General features: G+C 38.9%; 1 protein-coding gene. It reads right to left on the bottom strand.

The genetic code is table 11. The features are described from left to right. Positions 1-106: 106 nt before the first annotated feature. Entirely contained in the window at positions 107-1,459 is a 1,353-nt protein-coding gene (locus tag KI350_RS22635) for an IS1182 family transposase (RefSeq protein ID WP_059231898.1), read from the bottom strand. Between the last annotated feature and the right edge of the window lie 102 nt (positions 1,460-1,561).

Here is a 1,561-nt window from a genome sequence, read left to right as displayed (position 1 = left end):
CAGCTTGTAGAGAAACCTATGTTTTTCTACAAGCTTTTTTGTTTTAAATGGTTTTGATGTGTTTTGTCATCTTTATAAAAGAAATAGAAAAAGTCCTCCCACACCCCTAGCCTAGCTTCGCTAGGTGTGTGGCAATCTTTTTCATATTCTGGCAGGCGGCTGTGAGGAGAACTTGTTCGTTCACATTCCGTTTTCCCCTCAACCGACAGTAGCGAAGCCCATGCAGCTGTTTTGAATCTGCAAAGCTTCGCTCTATTTTTTCTTTTCTTTTTTTGTAAAGGATTTTTCCAGAGGCAGACAAACGATTTTGTCTGACCTTTTCTTTATGGTCCTCCCATATGTGCCTCGAAACGACTTTCTGATGGTTTTTTGAACGGGTGCAATTCTCAAGCAGAGGGCATGAGGCACACTTTTCAGGATTTGATTTATAAAACCTGTAGCCTTTTCGGTCAGTTGTCGAGTATAGAAGTGTTTGTCCCTTCGGACAAATGTACTGGTCTTTTTCATGGTCGTATTGAAACTTCCACTTCGGAAACAAACCTCTTGTAGAATGAAAGCGTCTGTGAGCGATAACGCCAAAAATATGACGATCGGATAGCCCTTTACAGATTGGTGTAGTCAAATAACCGGAATCAAGAGCGACGGCTTCTACTTGAAAACCAAATCGTGCGATTTGGTAATCTAATCTGTCAAGATAAGGTGCAGAATCATGAACATTACCAGGCGTTACATAGGCATCGGTGATGATATTGTATTTCATATCCGTTGTTCGGTGATCTAAATAGAAAAAACCTTCAGGTTTATTTTCACGGTAAAGATATCCGCTTTCGGGATCAGTTGTGCTTTGCCGAATGTTTTTTTCAGCTTTCACCTCCTCTTTGGCTTTTAAGGGCTTTTTTCCGTGTGCTTCTCGATCTTCTAGAATGGCTTCATCCAAGTCTTTTATATAGTTTTGTGTATCCTGTTCAATCGTTTTTTTCGTATATTTATGCTTATTGGCGTTGGCTTTGAGATGGGTTGAATCGGTGAAAAGGACACGTCCTCCTACCATATCGTGATTGATGGCCTGAAGAACAATCTCATCAAAAATGTCTTGAAAAATGGTTGTATCTTTAAACCGGGTGCGTCTATTCCAACTGATGGTTGAATGATGAGGAACTGGATCGTTGATATTTAATCCTAAAAACCATCTGTAGGCCATATTGTAGTAAATCTCTTTCTCAAGCTGCCTTTCTGAACGGATACCGTACAGGTATCCGATAAACATCATTTTGAATAAAATCAATGGATCGAGAGAGGGGCGACCATTATTTTCACTGTAGTAAGGCTTTACTTTTTTAATGATAAATGAGAAATCTATGTACTTATCAATTTTACGGAGCAGGTGATCCTCTTCAACAAGTTGGTCAAGCAGTACAAATTCGGCTTCGTTTTGTGAAGAATTTCTTGTGTAGAACATTAGAATGACACCGTCCTTTTCAATCCTTTTCTTTATTATAAAATGAAAAAATGGATAATTTAAGGAAAAAAATAAGACTGTCGAGATTTTCTCGACAGCCTG

Source organism: Bacillus sp. J41TS8 (assembly GCF_018333035.1).
Lineage (GTDB): Bacteria > Bacillota > Bacilli > Bacillales > Bacillaceae > Bacillus > Bacillus paralicheniformis.
The sequence above is the reverse complement of the archived record's forward strand: the minus strand, read 5'-3'. Positions and strand labels throughout refer to the sequence as shown.

Bases quoted from the DNA above. Each gene is read 5' to 3' on its own strand.
- KI350_RS22635 (WP_059231898.1), bottom strand. From the start codon at position 1,459: ATGTTCTACACAAGAAATTCTTCACAAAACGAAGCCGAATTTGTACTG.